Below are 19,881 nucleotides of genomic sequence, written 5' to 3' on the forward strand. Positions count from 1 at the left end.
TGGTCACGGGGGCCAGTTGAGGCCGGGGGCCCGAAAGACATGCGCCGGTTGGTCACGGGGGCCAGTTGAGGCCGGGGGCCCGAAAGACATGCGCCGGTTGGTCACGGGGGCCAGTTGAGGCCGGGGGCCCGAAAGACATGCGCCGGTTGGTCACGGGGGCCAGTTGAGGCCGGGGGCCCGAAAGACATGCGCCAGTTGGTCACGGGGTTGGGTTGAGGCCTAGGCCAGGAAGTAACCCTGACCCCCTGCCCCGCCAGCCAGCATGAACTACTCCTGGCCTCGGCCTCAGTTCGCAGCGCACCCAACTGCTGGTGTGTCGGTCCGAACGCGTGCCGATCGCAACCGCCACGGGACTGGGTCTTCGACTCGTGAGTTGGGTGGTGGTGGTTGTGGGGTCAGTATTGGGGGGTGATTGATCCTCGGCGGTTGCCTGTGTTGCGGGCGTTGGCTGATCACGGGACCGTGACTGCGGCTGGGAAGGCGTTGCATCTCACGCCTTCTGCTGTGTCTCAGCAGTTGGCTGCTCTGGAGGCTGAGACTGGGCAGGCCCTGTTGCGGCGGCGGGGGCGGCGGGTGTCGTTGACTGCTGCTGGGGAGCTGTTGGTGGGGCATGCGAATGCTGTTGCTGCTGAGTTGGAGCGGGCGCAGGCTTCCTTGGCGTCGTTTGCTGAAGGGGCTGCTGGGCAGGTCAAGGTGGCCAGTTTTGCGTCCGCCATCAGTCAGGTGGTGGCGCCTGCTATTGCTTCGTTGCGGCGTAGTGCGCCTCAGTTGTCGATTGTGGTTCGGGATGTTGAGGGGCATGCCAGTTTGCCGTTGTTGTTGGACGGGGAGATCGATCTTGCCGTCACGGAGGAGTACCGGCCCGCTGATGATTTGCGGGTTGCTCGGTTTCCGTTGTACAGCGAGCCGTTCGACGTGGTGGTGCCTGCTGGGCATTCGTTGGCTGAGCGGACGACCATCGATGTCCGTGATCTTGTTGATGACGACTGGGTTGCGCCGTTGGCTGGGAATCCGTGTCGGGATGTCGTGACCGTTGCTGTTCCCCACGCGCGGATCGTGCACACGTCAGACGATTTTCGGGCTGTGGTGGCGTTGGTCGCTGCTGGGGCCGGGGTGGCTTTGGTTCCTCGCAACGCGTTGGTGGAGGTGCCCGGCGCGATCGTCGTCCCTGTTCGGGGGACGCCGCCGTTGCGCCGGGTCTACGCCGCTGTCCGTCAGGGGAGTGAAGGGCACCCGGTGATCAAGGCCGTGGTGGACGCGCTAGTGGGGGGCCCTGGCCGCGATCTTGGCTGAAGCCGGGTCGGCCGCGGCCAGTGCGCCTCGGGCCGCTAGTTGGCAGACGTCGAGGCTGGTCGCGGCGAGTTTCGCGCCTACGCCTGCCAACGCCGTGTGGTTCATGGAGAGGCTGGTGACGCCCATGCCGGTGAGGACGCAGGCCAGCAGTGGGTCTGCCGCTGCCTCGCCGCAGACGCCCACGGGAGTGCCGGTCTCGACGCCGACCTCGCCCACGAGCTTGATGAGGCGCAAGAGTGCCGGCTGCCACGGGTCGTTGAGGGCTGCCACGGCGCCTACCTGGCGGTCTGCGGCGAAGAGGTACTGCGCCAGGTCGTTGGTGCCGAGGGAGACGAAGTCGACCACCGCGGCGATCTCGCGGGCGGTCATGGCGGCGGCGGGGATTTCGATCATCACGCCTGCTCGGGGGATGCCCGCTGCTCGGGCGCGCTTGACGAACCAGGCTGCCTCGGCGGCGGTGGCGACCATGGGGGCCATGACGGAGACGTCGGCTCCGGAGTCCTTTGCGGCCAAGGCGATGGCCTCTAGTTGGCGGTCGATGATTTCGGGCTTGTCGAAGGCGACTCGGACGCCGCGCACACCTAGCGCCGGGTTGGGTTCTGGTTCGGGGGCGAGGAAGGCCAAGGGCTTGTCCGCGCCCGCGTCGAGGGTGCGGACGACCACGGGCTTGCCCGCGAACGGGGTGAGGACGACGGCGTAGGCCTTGCGCTGTTCCTCGACCGTGGGTTCCTCGGTGGCGGAGAGGAAGCAGAACTCGGTGCGGAACAGGCCCACGCCCTCCGCGCCCGCCGCTGCCGCCGCGGCGGCGTCGGCGGGGGAGCCGACGTTGCCGAGCACCTTGACGCGGTGGCCGTCGCGGAGGATGCCGATGCCGTTCCACGTGGGCTTTCCGGTGTTGCCCGCGCTGCGGACGGTGCCGTCGGACTCGCGGACGTCGCCGGTGTCGCCGTCGACGGCGAGCGCGGTTCCGGTGAAGGCGAGGACGCCGCGGACGGCGACCACGGCCGGGATGCCGAGCGAGCGGGCCAGGATCGCGGTGTGCGAGGTGGGGCCGCCCTCCTCGGTCACCAGGGCCAAGACCTTGGTCGGGTCGAGGCCCGCGGTGTCGGCGGGGGCCAGGTCGCGGGCCACGAGGACGCTCGGGCCGTCGAGGTCGGGGACGCCGGGCGCGGCGAGGCCGAGGAGTTCGGCGACCAGGCGGTCGCGGACGTCCTGGACGTCGCGGGCGCGTTCGGCCATGTAGCCGCCCGCGGCCTGGAGCATGGTGATGAAACCGCCCGCTGCCTGGTGCACCGCGCGGGCCGCGGGCAGCGACTCGTCGGTGACGAGCTTCTCGGCCTGCGCCAGCAGGGACGGGTCGGACGCCATCGCGGCGGTCGTCTCCAGCACGGCCTTGGCGTCGCCCTCGACGGTCTCGGCACGGGCCAGCAACCGCTGCGCCACGACGTCCGCGGCGGGCCGGATGCGCGCGGACTCGGCCGCCGGGTCGGCGGGCGCGGGCGTGGCCGGAGGCTCGCCCAGCGGTTCGGCGACTCGGACAACGGGGCCGGAAGCCCGACCGGAACTGACACCGACACCGCTCAGACGCGCGCTCGACATGGTCTAGACCATACCCTTCGGGTGGACGGCGGTTCCGCCCAGTGTGACGTGGACGGCAGGCAGACGACAGCCAACACGGCGGGGACCACCCGCGCTACCCACCGGAGCCGACGATCCACTGAGGACACTCGACCGTGTGCCGCCACACCACCGGTTCGAGTGGTAAAGGGCCAGTGAAACCTATTCATATGGCGGCACTTCACCCTCTCCAGGGACAATTCATCACCCCCCGAAAGCACTAGTTTAAATCGTCCCCCGACCCTTTTCGCGCCCCGACAGGCAACAGAAGTCCCTGGAGCTCCACTTGAACAGAGCAGTAGGACTGGTGCTGACCACAGCGCTGGTCAGCACCTGTTCGCCGCTGTTCGTCACCCCGACGGCGAGCGCCGACCAGAATGACGGAAAACTCACCGTCCGCGTTGTCCGAGACGTGAACGGAAATGGTTCCTACGAAGCCGCTCTCGAACTCGGCGTCGCGGGAATCAAGGTCAAGGTCACCGCGCCGAACGACCAGAGCGCCGAGGGCACGACCGCGGCGGACGGCACGGTCGCCGTCGACACCACCTCGCTGCCCGGCGGCAAGTACCGCGTGCAGGCGACGATCCCGGACGCGCTGTCCTACCTGAAGCCCGCGCCCGCGGGAGCGGGGCTGTCGAGCCTCACCGAGTTCGTGGACGTGTCGGCGGGCAAGGCGGCCGACGTCACGATGGGCGTGTGGAACCCGGCGGACTACTGCCAGGACAACCCCGACCTGATCACCGCGTGCCAGCGCAACGGCGACAAGCCCGGCCTCGACCCGGACGCCCGGTCGCTGGTCCGCGTCCCGTGGACCGCGCGCGGCACCGCCGAGCTCACCACCCAGCTCGAGGACCAGAAGTCGCTCGGCTCGGTGTTCGGCCTCGCCTACCGCAAGCAGGACAAGCGGATCTTCTCCGGCGCGCTGGCCAAGCGCATGACGTCCTACGGCCCGGACGGGCCCGGCGCGGTCTACGCGACCACGCCGGACGGCACGACCACGACGTTCACCGTGGTGCCCAAGCCCGGCACCGCGGCGCACGACTTCGCGACCAACTTCGACGGCGCGTTCTTCGGCGTTCCCGGCAAGCAGGCCCTCGGCGACGTCGAGCTGTCCGAGGACGGCAGCGAGCTGTACGTCGTCGCCCTCAACGAGAAGAAGCTGCACGTCTACGACGCGACCGCGGCCACCGCCGCCGCGCCGAAGGCCAGCTACGCCATCCCCGACCCCGGTTGCCCGTCCGTCGACGACTGGCGGCCCGGTGCGCTGGGGGTCCGCGACGGCGTGGTCTACGTCGGCGGCGTCTGCTCCGGCGAGTCCACGCAGAAGACCAGCGACCTGAAGGCCGCGGTCTACAAGTTCACCGGTGGCGCGTTCGGCGCGTCCCCCGTGCTGACCAAGTCGCTCGACTTCGTCCGCGGCGCGTCGTACTACGTGCGGCCGCAGAGCGCGAAGTGGTTCCCGTGGACCGCGAGCTGGCCGACCATCCACGCGGCCAACGACGTGTACGACACGTACCCGATGCCGTGGCTGACCAACATCGGGATCGACCGCGACGGGTCGCTGATCCTGGACTTCCGCGACCGCTACGGCGACATGGCGGGCCAGAACCTGCCCGCGCCGGACGGGTCCGGCGGCAGCTGGGAGGGCATCACCGGCGGCGACCTGAACCGGGCCTGCCGGGAGTCCGACGGCACCTACTCGTGGGAGGGCACCGGGACGTGCCCGAACAACGCCCCCGCAGGCGAGGCCGTCGAGTACTACCCCGGCGAGAAGCTCTCGTACGTGCACACCGAGACCTCGCAGGGCGGGCTCGCCGTCGTGTACGGCGAGGACCGGCTGCCCGCGATCGTGATGGACCCGACCGCGCAGCGCACCGGCGGCATCGGCTGGTTCGACGATGTCGACGGCTCGATGTACACCGACAACCACGACAACGCGTACAAGGTCGCCGACGAGCCGAGCGAGGGCTGGGGCAAGTCGAACGGCCTCGCCGACCTCGAGGCGCTGTGCGACCTCGCGCCGGTCCAGATCGGCAACCGGGTGTGGTTCGACGCCGACGCCGACGGCGTGCAGGACGGCGGCGAGCCCGCGCTGCCCGGCGTGAAGGCGTCGCTGGTGCCGTGCGCGGGTGGCGCCCCGGTGGCCTCGAAGACCACGAACGCCAAGGGCGAGTACTACTTCGGCACGGCCGACGGCGTGCGGACCGGCGCCTGCTACCGGGTCCTCTTCGACTACTCCGGCGCGGACACCAGCGGGGTTCCGGGCACACCGCCCGCGTCCTCGCTGTCGTGGACGTCGAAGGGCTCGGGCGGGGACGAGTGCGCCGACTCCGACGTCGACCCGGCGACCGGGAGGGCCGAGGTCACCGTCGGTGGCGCGGGCTCGGTCGACCACTGCGTCGACGGCGGCCTGTCGCTGCCGATCAACCGGCTGGGCGACTACGCGTGGATCGACGCGGACCGCGACGGCGTGCAGGACGAGGGCTCGAAGCCGGTGTACGGCATGACCGTGCGGCTCCAGGGCACGTCGTACTCGACCACCACGGACGCCGACGGCAAGTACCTGTTCGACAAGCTGCCGGACGGCACGTACACGGTGTGCTTCGACATCGAGACGCTGCCCGCCGACTACAGCGGCTACCTGCCGACCAGGCAGAACGCGGGCGGCAACGACGCCAAGGACTCCGACGCCGACCCGAGGACCGGCTGCGTCGCACCGGTGACGCTGGGCCCGAACCGGCGCGAGGACCTCACGCTGGACGCCGGTTTCCGGCCGCCGAACCGCTTGGGCGACTACGTCTGGATCGACGCGAACAAGAACGGCCTCCAGGACGCCGACGAGAAGCCGGTCGCGGACGTGGTCGTGAAGCTCCAGGGCACGGCCTACCCGTCCACCAAGACCGACGCGTCCGGCAAGTACTCGTTCGAGGGGCTGCCCGACGGCGAGTACGCGGTCTGCTTCGACGTCGCCACCCTGCCCGCCGCGGTGAAGGACTACCAGGTCACCAAGCCGGATCAGGGTGACGACCGGGCGAAGGACTCCGACGCCGACCCCGGCACCGGGTGCGCCAAGTCCACCAAGCTCGACGTCGACCGGCCCGAGGACCCGACCATCGACCTCGGCCTGATCAGCCCGGTGAACCGGCTGGGCGACTTCGTCTGGCTGGACGCCGACCGCGACGGGATCCAGGACGCGGGCGAGAAGGGCGTCCCGGACGTCACCGTGACGCTCAAGGGCACCGACCGCGCCACGAAGACCGACAAGGACGGCAAGTACCTCTTCACGGATCTGCCCGACGGCGCGTACACGGTGTGCTTCGACGTCGCCAACCTCCCGGCGGCGGTCAAGGACGCCTCGCTGACCTCGGTCAACGCGGGCGGCGACGACACGAAGGACTCCGACGCCGGAGCGGACGGCTGCGCCCCCGCCACGACCTTGGGGACGGGCAAGCGCGAAGACCTGACCATCGACGCGGGCCTGGTCACCGCGCTCAACCGGATCGGCGACTACGTCTGGATCGACGCCAACCGCGACGGCGTCCAGGACGCCGGCGAGAAGGGCGTGCCGGACGTCGTCCTGACCCTCCAGGGCACCGACCTCACGACCAAGACCCACGAGGACGGCAAGTACCTCTTCGCCAACCTCCCGGACGGCACCTACACGGTGTGCTTCGACGTGGCCAAGCTCCCGTACGACCTGACCAGGGTCAACGCGGGCGGCGACGACGCGAGGGACTCCGACGCCGACCCGGTCACGAGGTGCGCGCCGCCGGTCACGGTCGGCCCGGCCAAGCGCGAGGACCTGACCGTCGACGCCGGGCTCGTGGAGCCGATCGGTCGCCTCGGCGACTACGCGTGGGTGGACGCGAACAAGAACGGCCTCCAAGACGCGGACGAGAAGCCCGTGGCCGGCGTGACCGCGACCCTGAAGGAGACCGGGGCCACGACCACCACCGGCGCGGACGGCAAGTACCTGTTCGAGAAGCTGCCGTACGGCACGTACACGGTCTGCTTCGACGTCGCGAAGCTGCCCGCCGCCGTCGCCGACTACCAGGTCACCAAGCCGGACCAGGGCGACGACCGGGCCAAGGACTCGAACGCCGACCCGGCGACCGGCTGCGCGAAGCCCACGAAGCTGGACGCGGACCGCACGGAGGACCTGACGATCGACCTCGGTCTGATCAGCCCGGTCAACCGGCTCGGCGACTACGTCTGGTTGGACGCGAACCGCGACGGCCTCCAGGACGCCGGTGAGAAGGGCGTCGCCGACATCACCGTGACGCTCAAGGGCACGGCGTTCACCACGAAGACGGACAGCGCGGGCAAGTACCTGTTCACGGACCTGTCCGACGGCACGTACACCGTCTGCTTCGACGTGGTGAACCTCCCCGCAGCGGTCAAGGACGCCACGCTGACCAAGGCCAACGCCGGTGACGACGCCAAGGACTCCGACGCGGCCGCGGACGGCTGCGTCCCCGAGGTGGCGCTCGGCACCGCCGACCGCGAGGACCTGACGCTGGACGCGGGCTTGGTGGTCCCGGTGAACTCGTTGGGCGACTTCGTGTGGGTCGACGCCAACCGCAACGGCGTGCAGGACGGCGCCGAGACGGGCGTCGCGGGCGTGCCCGTCGTGTTGAAGGACGGTGACGGCAAGGAGCTCGACAAGACCACCACCAAGGCCGACGGCACGTACGGGTTCACCGGCCTGCCGGACGGGCGCTACCAGGTGTGCTTCGACCTGAAGACCCTGCCGTCCGACTACGCGAAGTACGTCGCCACCAAGCGGAACGCCGGGGCCGACGACGCGAAGGACTCCGACGCCGACCCGGCGACCGGGTGCACGCAGGTCGTGGAGCTGGGTGTCGGTCAGCGGCAGAACACCACGCTGGACGCGGGCATCCGGCCGCCGAACGAGCTGGGCGACTTCGTCTGGCTCGACACGAACCGCGACGGCCTCCAGAGCACGGGCGAACCGGGTGTCCCCGGCGTGACCGTGGTGCTGAAGGACGGCGACGGCAAGGAGATCGGCACCACGAAGACCGGTGACGACGGCAAGTACGGGTTCACCGGCCTGCCGGACGGCACGTACGTGGTGTGCTTCGAGCGGGCCTCGCTGCCGTCGGAGTACGCCGACCACCAGCTCACCGAGCCGTCGGCCGGTGACGGGACGAACGACTCGCACGCGGACCTGGTCACCTGGTGCGCCGAGCCCGTCACGCTGGACTCGGACCACCCGGTGGACCTCACCCTGGACGCCGGGCTCGTCGAGCCCCGCAACCGGCTGGGCGACTTCGTGTGGCTCGACCGCAACGACAACGGCGTGCAGGACGACGGCGAACCCGGCGTCCAGGGCGTGACGGTGTCGCTGGAGGGCGGTGACGGCGTGCCGCAGGGCACGACCACCACCGACGCGGACGGGAAGTACCTGTTCGACGACCTCGCCGACGGGTCCTACCGGGTGTGCTTCGGCGACCTGCCCGACGGGCACGAGCTGACCACCGCCGACGCGGGGACGGACGACGCGAAGGACTCCGACGCGGACGTCGCCTCCAGGTGCACGCAGGTCGTCGACCTCGGGCCCGCGCACCGCGAGGACCTCACGCTCGACGCCGGGCTCGTCGTCCAGTCCACGCCCGCGTGGCTGGCGTCGACCGGCGCGTCCGTGGGCTGGCTCCTCGGCCTCGGCGCGCTGGTGCTGGCCGCGGGCGGCGCGCTGCTGTTCGCGAGCCGCCGCAAGCGCGTGGAGTAGGTCCCAGCGGTGATCGAGGGGCCCGTGGCGTCAGCGCCGCGGGCCCCTCGTCGTGAGCGGGCGGTCCGGGGTGAAGCCCGGCAGGATCCGGAACGCCGCCGACGCCGTCGTGGTCGCCCAGGTCAGCAGCGCGTCGCCCTCGGCCATCCGGTGCATGGTGTTGACGAACGTGCGCAGCTCGCGCTGGAACGACACGAACAGCAGGCCGCGGTCGGCCATCCCGTTGTCGTAGTTGTACGACCGGCGCAGCATCAGCCCCGAGCCCGAGGTCAGCGGGTGCGCGCGCCGGACGTGCGCGTCGACGGGGATCAGGTACTGGCCGTCGGGGGTCTTCGCGCCGAGGTCGACCTCCGACCCCCCGGACAGCGGTTCGCCGGTCTCCTTGCGCCTGCCGAACACCCGTTCCTGCTCGGCCACCGGCAGCGCGGCGAAGCCGTCGAGGTCCAGCCGCATCCGGCGGACCACGGCGACCGTCGACCCGTCGTCGCACCACACCTCCCGGTCCAGCTCCTCGTCACCGCGCGGCACCACGACGCCGTCGGTGAAGCCGAGGGTGTTGCGGGCCGCGCCGTCCGCGCCCGCCGGGCCGCGGAACCCGGTCTGCCGCCACCGGGGCGCGCCCGCGAGCCGCCCCAGCTCGGCCACGGCCGTCGACACGGCGAACAGGTCGTCCCCGCAGATCTGGAGCAGCAGGTCACCGCCCGCGTGGTCGAGCCGCTCGCCCGCGAACTCGGGCAGCGGGTCGACGTCGGCGAACCGGGGGCCGAGCCCGACCGTCACCGTCAGGTCCCGCTCGGCCAGCTCCGTGACGCGGCCGCTGATCGCGGGCAGCGCGGAGACGTCGGCCAGGTCCCACACCGACACGTCGCAGTGCGCCTGCGGCACGGCCGGGCGCGCGACGCCCGCCTGCCGGGGGCCGTGGGGGTCAAGGCGCGCGACCGGGGCGGGTCCGGCGCAGCCCGCGGCGAGGCCGACGGCGCCCATCCCCTGGAGGAGGCGGCGGCGGGAGAGCTGGGTCATGGCGGGATTGTGGCCGCGGGGCCGCGTACCCGATCGAGCGACACCACGACACCGTCGGGTGATCCGGGCAGGTCAGCGGCCGTGCGCGGCCCTAACCTCACGGCTGTGCGAGCCCTACCGGTGTTGGTCGCCGTCCTCCTCACCGCGGGCTGCGCCACCGCGCCCGCGTCGACCCGCCCAGCCGACGGAGTGATCCGCGTACCGCGCGACGCCGGCACGATCCAGGCGGCGGTCGACGCCGCGCGCGACGGCGACACGGTGCTCGTGGCCCCCGGCGTGTACCGGGAGACGGTGCAGATCAAGACCCCGAACCTCGTGCTGCGCGGGGAGAAGCGCGGCGGCACGGTCGTCGACGGCGAGGTGCGGCGGGCCAACGGCGTCGTCGTGACGGCGTCCGGTGTGACCGTGGAGAACCTGACCGTCCGCAACCACACGCTCAACGGCGTGCTGGTCACCGGCCTGTCCGACGAGCGCGGCGGGATCGCGCGCGGCAGCAGCGGGTACCAGCGGCTCGACCCGGCGAAGTCCCCGCCGCTGAACGGCTTCCGCGTCTCGTACGTGACGGCGTCCAACAACGGCCTGTACGGGATCTACGCGTTCGACGCCCAGCACGGCGTGATCGAGCACAGCTACGCGTCCGGCAGCGCGGACTCCGGGTTCTACGTCGGCCAGTGCAAGCCGTGCCACGTGCGGGTGCGCGGCAACGTGGCCGAGCGCAACGCCGTCGGCTACGAGGGCACGAACGCGTCGGGCGACATGGTCGTCGTGGGCAACAGGTTCGTCGGCAACCGCGTCGGCCTCACGTCGAACTCCGACTACCAGGAGGCGTTCGTGCCGCAGGAGGACGCGGAGATCGTCGGCAACCTCGTCGCGAACAACGCCGAACCACTGTCCCCCGCGCAGGCCGACGGGGCGTTCGGGATCGGCATCGGCATCGCGGGCGGCACGCGGAACCAGGTGGCGCGCAACCGGATCGTCGGCAACCCGGTGGCCGGGCTGGTGCTGGGGTCGAGCGAGGACCTGGCGCCGCTGCGCAACGAGATCGTGGGCAACACGATCACCGGCAACGGTCTGGACGTCGGGTACTCGGCGTCGGCGCGCGCGCCGGGCGTGGACAACTGCCTGCGGGACAACGAGGTCGGCACGCCCGTGCCCGCGTGCCTGACCGGCGTCGGGACGCCGCTGGTGCGGCCGAAAGCCCCGCGCGGGCTGCCGTTCCCCGAGGTCGCGGCCCCACCGGCGCAACCGGAGATGCCGTCGACGCCGCTGCCGCCGGTGGACCTGGCGACGGTCGTCGTGCCCGGCCCGGACCTGCTGGCGGACCGGGCGGCGGTCGCGCTGTGACGAGGCTGCTCCTGGTCGTGCTGCTGCTCGCGGGCTGCGGCGGACCGCCCGACCCGCGCGCGCTGTCCGACACCGAGGCCGAACGGCTGGCGCTGGTCCGCTTCACCAACTACACCGCGAAGAACGCCCGGTTCACCGCGTCCGTGCCGAGTCCGGGCGGCACGCTGCTGCTGACCGGCCGCGGCGGCATCGGCGCCCCCCACGGCGAACCGTCGCGGGGCACGGACGGCCGCGTGGACGGCGCGTCGACCGGCCTGGTCCAGTGGAACCCGGCCCGGCTGGCCTACCACGGGGCCGACGCGCCGGAGCCGATCGACCCGGCCCCCACCGAGGGCTGGCAGGTCCGGGCGATGCGGCGGACCGGGTCCGAGCTCGACGGCGCGCTGCGGCTGCTGGTCGACCTGGCCGCGGACCGGCCGGAGAACCCGCAACTGCTGCGGCAGAGCACCGCGCGCTGGCTGCGGTCGGACACCGTGGACGGTGTCGCCGTGGACGTGCTCGAAGGCCCGGCGGCGGGGGAGTCGCGGCTGCGCTACTGGGTCGACGCCGACGGCCGTCTGCGCCGCGTCGAGGCCCGGCTCGGCGACCGGCAGGACTACGCCGTGTTCGACCTCCGCGACGGCGGCGCGGCGATCACGCCCATCCCGCCGCTCGCCTAGCCGTCACGGCAGCACGTCGGCGGCCAGCGGGTACGACGGCTGCGCGCCCGGCGTGGTCACCGAGGTCGCGGCCACGCGCGCGGCGTACCGGGCGGCCGCCACGAGGTCGTCGCCGTCCGCGAGCCGGGCGGCGAGCGCGCCCGCGAACGCGTCGCCCGCGCCCGTGGTGTCGACCGGGGTCACGGTCGGCGCGGGCACCTCGACCACGCCGTCCGCCGTGACGACCGCCGCGCCGCGGGCGCCGAGCGTGACCACCGCGGACTGCGGCCCCAGGTCCAGCAGCCCCTCGAACGTCGGCGCGAGCTGGGCGGCCTCGTGCTCGTTGACGATCAGCGGGTCGAGCAGCGCCAGCGTCCGCGCCGCCAGCGGGGCGACCGGCGACAGGTTGAGCACCGGCCGCACGCCGTGGTCGGCGGCCCAGGCGACGGCGTGCTCGACGGTCGGCACCGGCACCTCCAGCGAGCACACCAGCACCGCGACGCCGTCCGACGGCACGCCGTCCACGTCGGCCGTCGAGACGTCGGCGTTCGCGCCGGGGGCCACGACGATCGAGTTCTCGCCGTCCGGGGTGACGGTGATGTAGGCGATCCCGGTCGGCCGGTCCGACGTGCGGACGAACGCCGTCCGCACGCCCGACGAGGCCAGCGAGGAGCGCAGGAGGTCGCCGTACTGGTCCGCGCCGACCGCGCCGAGCAGGTCGACCGAGCCGCCGACCCGAGCGGCGGCGACCGCGGTGTTCGCGCCCTTCCCGCCGGGCATCACGACGGTGTCACCGCCCAGCACCGTCTCACCGCCACCGGGCCGCCGGGCGACCTCCACGACGAGGTCCGCGTTGGCCGATCCGAGCACCAGGACAGAAGTCACCCCGTGGACTCTGCCAGGTCGTCGGTGACCACATCGTCACCAGCGTTGAGTAGAGGTACGGATCAAAAACGGACAAGCAGGCCTCAGGCTGGGGGTATGACTGGACCAGACCCGCTGTTGCGCCTCGCAGACGAGCTGGGCGAACTCGGCCGCAAGCTGGGCGACGTCGGCGTGGAGCTGCGCAGGCTCCAGGTCAAGCAGCTGACCGCGGCCGCCCCCGCCCAGGGCTCGGCGCAGCTCGCCGCCGCCCAGTTGGAGGCGGCCCGCCTCGAGGTGGCCAAGTCCGCGCTCGCCCAGACCACGACGGCCGAGGCCCGGCCCGCCGTCCAGCAGGCGTCCGGCCAGTCCACGACCGAACCACCCGCGCAAGCGATTGCCACCCCTGCTGACCAGCAGGGTCAGGCGAGCGGTCAGGCCGCCACCGAGTCGCCCGCACGGGGAGTGCCCGCGCAGGCGGGGCAGGTCCACGCCGCCCAGCCGCAGCAGGCGAGCGGCCAAGCCACCACCGCGTCACCCGTCCAAGGGGTGCCCGCGCAAGCGGTCGGCCAGCAGTCCCAACCGCTCTACCAGCCCGTGCAGCCGGTCCGGCAGCAAGCGTTCGCGCAGGCGGCCGGGCCGATGCCGCCGTTGCCCGGCCAGCAGCCGTGGGGTCCGCCGCAGCCGCCGTGGCAGGGCAGGCCGCCGCTGCCCCCGCGCAAGACGGTGATCGACCGGCTCGGCGAGGACGGCGCGGGCAGCAAGCTGCTCGCGTGGGTCGGTGGCGTGGTCACGCTGCTCGGCGTCGTGCTGCTGCTGGTGCTGGCCGTGCAGCGCGACTACCTGGGCCCGCTGCCCCGCGTGGTCGGCGGTGCCGCGCTGGCGCTCGTCCTGGTCGGGATCGGGCTGCGGCTGCACCGCACGGAGACCGCGCGCACGGGGGCGTTCGCGCTGGCCGCGACCGGTGTCGCCGCGCTCTACCTGGACGTGGTGGCGGCGACCAAGATCTACGAGTTCCTGCCGGAGTGGGCCGGGCTCGCCATCGGGCTGGCGGTCGCCCTGGGCGGGCTGCTGCTGGCCATGCGCTGGGACTCGCCGACGTTCGCCATCGGTGTCGTGCTGGCCTGCGCGGTGTTCGCGCCGATCCTGACCGACGGCTTCACGCCGCTGATGGTCGGCTTCCTGCTCGTGCTCAAGACCGCGGCCGCCCCGGTGCAGTGGCGGCGGAACTGGCCGTGGCTCGCCATCGCGGCGGGTGTGCCCGTGGTGGTCGGCTCGCTGGTGGCGGTCGGTGTCGCGGTGCCGCTGGAGCAGCAGGCCCCGACGGCGGCGATCGTCCTGCTGTCCGCGGTGGTCGGCGTGCTCAGCTCGCTCATCTCGGTGCGCCGCCGTCCGGACGACGTCGTGTCGGTGGTCATGGTCGCCGCCTCGCCGGTGCCCGCGCTGCTCGCGACCATCCTGCTCGAACGCTGGTGGGCGACCGCGATGGCGGGCGCGATCACCGTGCTGATGGTCGCCCTGTGGGTGGTCGGCCGCCGGTCGCTGCCCAAGACCTACGTCACGGCCGCCGGGGTCGTCGCCGTGTTCGGCCTGTTCCAGACCACGGCCATCGCGCTGGACGGCAACGCGCGGGCCGCGACCGTGCTCGCCGAGGCGCTGCTGCTGATCGTGCTCGCCGACCGGGTCGCCTCGCGCGGTCCGCTGCTGGGCGGCGCGGTGTTCGGCGGTCTCGGCCTGCTGCTCGCGGGCCAGGCCATCCCGCCGCGCCTGCTGGTGGAGGCGCCGAGCTTCGCCCTCCGCACGCCCGGCGCGCTGGTCGGCGGGATGCTCACCGCGCTGGTGCTGGGGCTCGTCGCGGTCGCGCTGCCGTGGGTGGCGAGCCGTCGCGGGGTGCTCGGCGAGCCAGCCAAGAACCCGTTCGCGCTCGTCGTCGCGGGCCTGGTCCTGCTCTACGCCGCCGCGGGCCTCGTGCTCTGCGCCGCGCTGCTGGTGTCGCAGACCCCGAGCGGGTTCCTGTTCGGCCACACGGTCGTCACGGTGTCCTGGACGGTCGCCGCGCTGGTGCTCCTGGTCCGCGGCGTCGACGTCCTGCCGCTGCGGATCGCGGGTCTGGTGCTCGTCGGCGCGGCGGTCGCCAAGCTGGTGCTGTTCGACCTCTCGGCGCTCGACGGGATCGCCAGGGTGGCGGCGTTCATCGGCGCGGGCCTGGTCCTGCTCACCGCGGGCGCCCGTTACGCCAAACTGGTGGCGATCCGCCGAATTTCCTCGAATTCCTAGTGGACTGACCCCGAAATGCCCACGTTTTCGGTCCACGGGTGGTAAGTCTCGGTTGGTCGGGGTTCGACCAACCGGTGCAACGCATCGGTAGGGGTCCGGCACCGGTCGTTTCGCCCCCCGAGCGACCGGTGTCGGGCAGCCCGACCAGCGTTGATCCACCATCACTCGACCGGGTTGTGAAATCACCCGGACGAAGGACGGAAGTGGATCGGCCCAACGCGGAAGTGATCCCATTCGCGCCATGTGGGCGCAGAGCACGACCGGAGCTCGCCGACTCGGCACGGCGGTCTTCTCCCTCGCCGCGCTGGTCGTCGTGGCGGCGGTCCCGGCCGCGCTCGCCGACGGAGCCCAGCCCGCCGTCGACCCGGCGTCCAGCGGCCCCTCGCCGCAGGCGTACGTCGTGGGGCGCGCGGGCCAGCTCCAGGTCGTGGACACGGTCAAGGGCAGGGTGCTCGCCACCGCCCGCACCGGCGGACGGACGACCGGCGTCGCCGTGGCCCCGGACGGCCGCGTCGTCTACGTGGTGAACGGCTGGACCGGCGTGATCAGCGCGGTCGACCCGCGCTCCGGCGCGGTCGTCGGCAGGCTCGACACCGGCATCCAGCTCGCGCAGGCCGTGATGACCCCGGACGGCAACCGCCTGTACGTGACGGGCAGCTCGGGCGGCGGCGTGATCGCCGTGGTCGACCCGAAGACGTTCACGCTCGCCGCCCTGATCCGGGTCGGCGGCCAGGCGCAGGGGATCGCGATCAGCCCGGACGGGCGGCTGCTGTACGTGGCGGGCACCCAGGACGGCACGGTGACCGTGGTCGACGCGCTGACCCTGACCCAGCAGGCCACCATCCCCGTCGGCGGGATGCCGCAGCACCTGACCGTGAGCCCGGACGGCGGGACGGTCTACGTGAGCGTCCTGCACCTCGGGAAGAACCCGCACGCCACGCTGGCCGTCGTGGACGCGCGGCGGCGGACGGCGGTCGGGTCCGTCGCGGTCGGCAAGGGCGCGGGGGCCGTCGCGGTCACGCCGGACGGCACGCGCGTGTACGTGGCGCTGACCAAGCAGCGGGCGGTCGCCGTCGTGGACACCGCGACCCGCGCGCTGCTGCGGACGCTGCCCTACGACGCGCGCGGCCTGTCGAACGCGCCCGGCGACCGGCGGATCTTCCTGGCCACCGGGTCGACGACGACGGTGCTGGACGGGGCGGACGACGCCGAGCTGGCGACGTTCGACCTGGACGAGGTGGACCTGCCGGGGATCACCGGTGAGCCCACCGCGTTCGAGGCGACGATGGTGGCGTTCGCGCCGGACTCAGCCCAGCGCCGGCACTGAGACGCCGATGCCGCCGCGGCGCTCGGCGCCGTAGGCCTCGACCTCGGCGTCCAGGTCGAGCCGCCTGGTGCCCTTGAACGCCTTCAGCTCGTCGGTGATCTGGTCGGCCGGGACGAGCCAGCAGACCTCGAACTCGATGCCGTCGACGTCGCGGGCGTAGAGGGCCTTGGTCGTGCCGTGGTCGGACTCGCCGACGAGCGCGCCGTGCTCGGCCAGCTTGCCGCGGATCTTGCGCAGCTCACCGAGGGTGTCGACCTCCCACGCCAGGTGGTAGAGGCCGACGGCCGTGCGGCCCGCGGGGGAGTCGGCGGCCTGCGCCCCCATGGCGAACAGGCCGAGGTCGTGGTCGTTGGTCGAGCCCGCCGCCTGGAGGAACGCGGCCTGGTCGCCCATCTGCGTGATGACCTTGAAAGCGAGCACGTCACCGTAGAACGCCACCGCCTTCGCGACGTCCCGGACGTAGAGCACGGCGTGGTTCAGGCGTTGGATCGGCATGGCTGGCTCCCATTGGTTGAATCCTCAACCACCACGGTACGACGTGGTGGTTGAGGATTCAACGCTTTGCGGCTCAGGCCACCGTCTGGGGCGTCCGGTCGCGCGCGGGCTCGTCCTCGTCGTCGACGTCGCCGCCCTCGTGGATCGCCATCCGCTCCTGCACCCGGCGCAGCGGACCCGGTGCCCACCAGGCCGCGTTGCCGAGCAGCTTCAGCACGGCGGGCACCAGCAGCATCCGGACGACCGTGGCGTCCAGGACCAGCGCCAGGATCATGCCGACGCCGACGAACCGCATGATCGTGATCTGCGAGAACGCGAACGCCCCGATCACCACGCTGAGCAGCAGCGCGGCGGCGGTGATCACCCGGCCGGTCTTGGCGAGGCCGGTCGCGACGGCGTCCTCGGTGGACGCGCCCTTGCTGCGGGCCTCGACCATGCGCGACAGCAGGAAGATCTCGTAGTCCGTCGACAGCCCGAACACGATGGCCGCCATCAGCACGACGATGCCGGACTCCAGCGGGGCGGGCGTGACGCCGAGCAGCGACGCGCCGTGACCGTCCTGGAAGATCCACACCAGCACGCCGAACGTGGCGGACAGGCTCAGCGCGCTCATCACCATCGCCTTGATCGGCAGGACGAGCGACCCGAACGCCAGGAACATCAGCACGAACGTCGCGCCGATCAGCAGCAGCGCCATCCACGGCAGGTTCGCGGCGATGGCGTCCAGGCTGTCGGACACCAACGCCGTCGGACCGCCGACGAGCACCTCGGAACCGCTCGGCACCTCCAGCGCCCGCACGTCCTTGAGCGCCTGCTTGGCCTCGTCGGAGTGCGCGTCGCCGCCGGTGAGGCCCGCGGCCAACGCCCACACGCCGTTCTTCGGCTCGGACGTGGGCTGCGCCGTCTCGACGCCGGGCACGTCGGACACCTTCGCCGCGTACGCCTGCACGGCGGCCGCGTCCGGGTTCCCGGAGATCACGATCTTGAAGCCGTTGCCGCCCAGCGCCTTGAAGTCGGTGTTGATCGTCTCGGCGGCGGCGCGGGCGGAGTTGCCCTCCGGCAGCACCTTCTCGGTGACCTCGCCGAACTTCACGCCGAGGAACGGCGCGCCGAGCGCGAGCAGGACACCGATGATCGGCACGGCCACCAGGACCGGCCGCTTCATCACGCGACGGCCGAGCCGCTCCCAGCCCTTGCCCTCCTCGCCCTTGGCGGCGCGCTTGCGCCACGGCATGGCGAACTTGTCGACGCGGTGGCCGAGGACGCCGAGCAGGGCGGGCAGCAGTGTGAGCGAGACGACGGCCGCGATGGCGACGGCCGACATGCCGCCGTAGCTCAGCGACTTGAGGAAGCCCTGCGGGAACAGCAGCAGGCCCGCGAGCGCGATGACCAGGATCGTCGAGGAGAACGCCACCGTGCGGCCCGCGGAGGTGACCGTGCGGCGCACGGCGTCCTCGACGCTGCGGCCCGCGGCCAGCTCCTCGCGGAACCGGCCGACCATGAACAGGCCGTAGTCGATGGCCATGCCGAGGCCGAGCAGGCTGGCGACGTTGACGGCGAAGGAGTTCACGTCCGCGCCGAGCGAGATGGCGTGCAGCACGCCCAGCGACCCCATGATCGCCAGACCGCCGACGAGCACCGGCAGCGTGGCCGCGACCAGGCCGCCGAAGATGATGATCAGCAGGACCAGCACGATCGGCAGCGACACGGCCTCGGCCTTGGTCAGGTCCGACGCGGTGATGTCGTTGATCGCCTTCTGGGTCGGGATGAGGCCGCCGACCTGCGTGTCCACGCCGTCCAGCGCGAGCTGGTCGGCGATCTGCTGGTACTGCTTGATCTGGGCGTTCGAGTCACCGGCGGTCAGGGTGATCGCGGCGAGCGCCTTGGTCTTGTCCTGCGTGGCGAACGTCGGGAGCTGGGTGTTCCAGTAGGAGGCGACCTGCTTGACCACGTCGGTGGGCAGCCCGTCGAGCTGCTTGGTCACCTTGGCGGCGAGGTCGGGGGAGTCGACCGTGGAGCCCTGCGGGGCCGTGTAGATGACGATGACGTCGCCGCCCTGGCGGCCGAAGGCGTCCTGCGCGACCTGGTTGGCCCGCGCGGCCTCGCTGCCCGGCGCGTCGTAGCCGCCCTGGCTGAGCTTGTCGAAGACCCCGAGTCCCCAGATGCCGCCGCCGACGGACAGCAGCACGATCGCGATCAGCACCACCCATCGGCGGTGGTAGGCCAGCGCGCCCCACTTCGCGAACAAGGTCGTCCTCCTAGGCTGAATGGCGTTACGGTTCCGCAAACAGCGTCAACTTGGTAAACACCGTTCACTGAGTGAGCAGAACGGTACGCCGGCAGTCGAGGCGTGAACAACCCGATGGGGTGACATATGACCCAGGCCACGCGCCGCGAACGGCTCCGCGCGGAGACCGAGCGTGACATCCGCAGGCAAGCACGAGCCCTGCTCGTGAACCACGGTCGAGAGGCCGTGACGCTGCGTGCCATCGCTCGCGAGGTCGGCATCACCGCCCCGGCGTTGTACCGCTACTACGACTCGCGCGAGGACCTGCTGCGCCAGCTGTGCGACGACATCTGCCACGACCTGGAGGCCGAGCTGAACGCGGCGCTCGCCCCGCTCGTCGAGGGCGAGGAACCCGAGCAGGTCTACGCGGTGTGCCGGGGCTTCCGGCAGTGGGCGCTGGCGCACCCGCAGGAGTTCGCGCTGGTGTTCGCCTCCCCCGACAACGTCGTGGGGGTGCCCGAGACGATCGACCGGCTGCGGGTCGGCGACCAGTTCGGCAAGGTGTTCCTGGAGGTCGCGGGCAGGCTCATCGCCAAGCACAAGCACCCGCACGCCGACGGGACCGAACCGCCCGAGCCGCCCGCCGTGCTGCACGACGACCTACGGGCGTTCCAGCAGGTGCTGATCACGACCGTGACCGCCCGCGGCATCGAGGTGGACGAGGAGTCGCTGCCGCTGAGCGCGATCTTCCACCTGCTCCAGGCGTGGGTGCGGCTGTACGGGCACGTGGCGCTGGAGGTGTTCGGCCGGTTCCCGTTCGCGGTGTCCGACCCGGAGTCGGTCTTCAACGTGATGCTGGAGAGCATCCTCATCCCGATGGGCGTCGAGGAGTGAGGAGCGCGGGGGGGCCCCGGGGCCCCCCCCGCGGCAATTGTGAAAAAACAAGTTGAACCAGGGGCCCGGGCCCCCGCACACCCTTAGCGGCGGGGCGCCCCCCCCCCCCCCCGCGGGGGGGGGGCCCCCCCCCCGCCCC

At 72.1% G+C, this 19,881-nt stretch carries 12 protein-coding genes; 7 read left to right on the top strand and 5 right to left on the bottom strand.

Going from position 1 to position 19,881, the window contains the following annotated elements:
• The first annotated feature begins 408 nt into the window (after positions 1-408).
• Positions 409-1,293, top strand: coding sequence for a LysR family transcriptional regulator (locus ACFWW9_RS40725; RefSeq protein WP_390388036.1), 885 nt, complete (start codon positions 409-411; stop codon positions 1,291-1,293).
• On the opposite strand, the gene ptsP is transcribed toward ACFWW9_RS40725, so the two are convergent.
• Positions 1,261-2,892 (bottom strand): phosphoenolpyruvate--protein phosphotransferase, encoded by a 1,632-nt coding sequence (ptsP, locus tag ACFWW9_RS40730; RefSeq protein WP_390388038.1) that lies wholly within the window; start codon positions 2,890-2,892, stop codon positions 1,261-1,263. The two genes, ACFWW9_RS40725 and ptsP, sit on opposite strands and share 33 nt — an antisense overlap.
• A 304-nt stretch (positions 2,893-3,196) precedes the next feature.
• Between ptsP and ACFWW9_RS40735 the strand changes: the two genes are divergently transcribed.
• Positions 3,197-8,659 carry an SdrD B-like domain-containing protein gene (locus ACFWW9_RS40735; protein ID WP_390388040.1) on the top strand — a complete coding sequence of 1,821 codons (5,463 nt, stop codon included), beginning with the start codon at positions 3,197-3,199 and terminating at the stop codon, positions 8,657-8,659.
• 30 nt (positions 8,660-8,689) lie between these two features.
• Here ACFWW9_RS40735 and ACFWW9_RS40740 read toward each other — a convergent pair whose 3' ends face one another.
• Entirely contained in the window at positions 8,690-9,679 is a 990-nt protein-coding gene (locus tag ACFWW9_RS40740; protein ID WP_390388042.1) for a Dyp-type peroxidase, read from the bottom strand.
• 105 nt (positions 9,680-9,784) lie between these two features.
• Here ACFWW9_RS40740 and ACFWW9_RS40745 point away from each other — a divergent pair, with 105 nt between their 5' ends.
• Both ACFWW9_RS40745 and ACFWW9_RS40750 read left to right on the top strand, forming a co-directional pair.
• Positions 9,785-11,023: a nitrous oxide reductase family maturation protein NosD gene (locus ACFWW9_RS40745; RefSeq protein ID WP_390388044.1), complete on the top strand. Its 1,239-nt coding sequence runs from the start codon at positions 9,785-9,787 to the stop codon at positions 11,021-11,023.
• Positions 11,020-11,682 carry a hypothetical protein gene (locus tag ACFWW9_RS40750; RefSeq protein WP_390388046.1) on the top strand — a complete coding sequence of 221 codons (663 nt, stop codon included), beginning with the start codon at positions 11,020-11,022 and terminating at the stop codon, positions 11,680-11,682. The genes ACFWW9_RS40745 and ACFWW9_RS40750 overlap by 4 nt, the downstream gene beginning before the upstream one ends.
• Before the next feature lie 3 nt (positions 11,683-11,685).
• On the opposite strand, the gene ACFWW9_RS40755 is transcribed toward ACFWW9_RS40750, so the two are convergent.
• Positions 11,686-12,546, bottom strand: a complete 861-nt coding sequence (locus ACFWW9_RS40755; RefSeq protein ID WP_390388048.1) for a ribokinase — start codon at positions 12,544-12,546, stop codon at positions 11,686-11,688.
• A 96-nt stretch (positions 12,547-12,642) separates the two neighbouring features.
• On the opposite strand from ACFWW9_RS40755, the gene ACFWW9_RS40760 reads away from it, so the two are divergent.
• Complete coding sequence (locus ACFWW9_RS40760) at positions 12,643-14,799, top strand: DUF2339 domain-containing protein (RefSeq protein WP_390388050.1); 2,157 nt, start codon at positions 12,643-12,645, stop codon at positions 14,797-14,799.
• Positions 14,800-15,040: 241 nt separating this feature from the next.
• Entirely contained in the window at positions 15,041-16,126 is a 1,086-nt protein-coding gene (locus tag ACFWW9_RS40765; RefSeq protein WP_390388052.1) for a YncE family protein, read from the top strand.
• On the opposite strand, the gene ACFWW9_RS40770 is transcribed toward ACFWW9_RS40765, so the two are convergent.
• Together ACFWW9_RS40770 and ACFWW9_RS40775 are read right to left on the bottom strand one after the other, a co-directional pair.
• A complete protein-coding gene (locus ACFWW9_RS40770; protein ID WP_390388054.1) occupies positions 16,106-16,621 on the bottom strand; it encodes a VOC family protein in 516 nt (171 codons plus the stop codon). The two genes, ACFWW9_RS40765 and ACFWW9_RS40770, sit on opposite strands and share 21 nt — an antisense overlap.
• A gap of 73 nt (positions 16,622-16,694) precedes the next feature.
• The gene (locus tag ACFWW9_RS40775) at positions 16,695-18,869 is read right to left on the bottom strand and encodes an MMPL family transporter (protein ID WP_390388056.1); all 2,175 of its coding nucleotides are present in this window, start codon (positions 18,867-18,869) and stop codon (positions 16,695-16,697) included.
• A gap of 126 nt (positions 18,870-18,995) precedes the next feature.
• On the opposite strand from ACFWW9_RS40775, the gene ACFWW9_RS40780 reads away from it, so the two are divergent.
• On the top strand, positions 18,996-19,742 hold the full coding sequence (locus ACFWW9_RS40780) for a TetR/AcrR family transcriptional regulator (protein WP_390388058.1): 747 nt from the start codon (positions 18,996-18,998) through the stop codon (positions 19,740-19,742).
• Positions 19,743-19,881 lie beyond the last annotated feature (139 nt).

Origin of the sequence: Umezawaea sp. NPDC059074 (genome assembly GCF_042738955.1) — a bacterium.
Classification (GTDB): domain Bacteria; phylum Actinomycetota; class Actinomycetes; order Mycobacteriales; family Pseudonocardiaceae; genus Umezawaea.